This window comes from Mesorhizobium sp. M7A.F.Ca.CA.002.04.1.1 (assembly GCF_004022805.1).
GTDB lineage: Bacteria > Pseudomonadota > Alphaproteobacteria > Rhizobiales > Rhizobiaceae > Mesorhizobium > Mesorhizobium ciceri.
Window position 1 is genome coordinate 1 of sequence record NZ_RZPL01001132.1, and the last position, 1051, is coordinate 1051.

Consider the following 1051-nt stretch of genomic DNA (forward strand, 5'->3'; position numbering starts at 1 on the left):
CTCCCGCGGCGGGCGCCGTTTTTGTGGCCAACCCTCGGGAGGAGGTGAAGGTCGGGCCGATTCGTCATCGCCGGGGAGGAGGTCGGCTTTGACGAAAACTCTTTCGCTGTTTGAAAAGGAGCGAAACCTTTGGGGCAAAATTCGATTTGCCGGGAAACAACGCCCGCCGCGGGAGGAGGTGCGGCGGGCGCCGTTTTGGTGGTCAACCCTTGGGAGGAGGTAAGGGGTGACCGTATTCGTCAAGGTCGGGGAGGAGGTCGACCCTGGCGAAATTCTGTCTAGATCGCCTGGCGGGCGATGATCTTGATTTCGTCGCGGACGATACCGAGATCATGCAGCTGGCGGTTCGAAAGGCGACCCAGCTCGGTAACCGTCTCGCGATAAACGCGCCAGTTACGATAGTTGCGGATCAGGTTCATTGTCGTTCTCTTTTTCAAAACTGGTTCGGACCATTCGCGGTCCGAAGAATTAGACCGCCTTGCGAGCGACGTAAGGAATGTCGCTGCGGCTGATGCCGAGGTCGGTCAGTTCACGGTTGCTCAGGCGGCTCAGCTCGGACACGGTGTCCCTGTAGCGGCGCCAGTTGCGGTAGTTGCGGATCAGGTTCATGGTAGTTCTCGTTTCGTCTTTCTTGCGGATCATTCCGTTTGTGTACGAACTATAAATAGGCGGACCCATATCGATTTAAAAGCGCTATGGCTGCATGGCAGCAATGCAAATTGTGCAATGCAGCATTAACGCTCGTTCACGGACCTGACACAAAGAAACCCGAATCGGAAAATGCCTAAGCGTCAACGGCTTGACCGGATCGGCTGCAAAAAAGACCAAACTTGGGGGGGAGAAGCAGCATGGCGAGCTATTCGTCGCGGGTCAGGGCGGATATCGCGCGCTGGCAGCAGGCCGGCATGATCGACGCCGCGACGGCCGATTCGCTGGCGCGCGATGTCGAGGCCAACGAGCGCAAGTCGCTGAGCTTCGGCTCGATCCTGGCTATGATGGCCGCCTTGCTGTTCGGCGCCGCCATCCTGATTTTCGTCGCCGCCAATTGGGA

The 1051-nt window shown here is 58.1% G+C and carries 3 protein-coding genes; 1 reads left to right on the top strand and 2 read right to left on the bottom strand.

Translation table 11 applies throughout. The features are described 5' to 3' along the window. Positions 1-278 precede the first annotated feature (278 nt). Positions 279-419: a DUF1127 domain-containing protein gene (locus ENZ75_RS32745; protein WP_013531314.1), complete on the bottom strand. Its 141-nt coding sequence runs from the start codon at positions 417-419 to the stop codon at positions 279-281. A 49-nt stretch (positions 420-468) separates the two neighbouring features. Then, complete coding sequence (locus tag ENZ75_RS32750) at positions 469-609, bottom strand: DUF1127 domain-containing protein (RefSeq protein WP_013531315.1); 141 nt, start codon at positions 607-609, stop codon at positions 469-471. A 239-nt stretch (positions 610-848) separates the two neighbouring features. On the opposite strand from ENZ75_RS32750, the gene ENZ75_RS32755 reads away from it, so the two are divergent. Continuing rightward, the coding region (locus ENZ75_RS32755) for a DUF2157 domain-containing protein (protein WP_128278661.1) at positions 849-1051 on the top strand (203 nt) is incomplete at its 3' end.

Excerpts from the sequence above, each read along its gene's own strand:
- ENZ75_RS32745 (WP_013531314.1), bottom strand. The coding sequence starts at position 419 with ATGAACCTGATCCGCAACTATCGTAACTGGCGCGTTTATCGCGAGACG.
- ENZ75_RS32750 (WP_013531315.1), bottom strand. The coding sequence starts at position 609 with ATGAACCTGATCCGCAACTACCGCAACTGGCGCCGCTACAGGGACACC.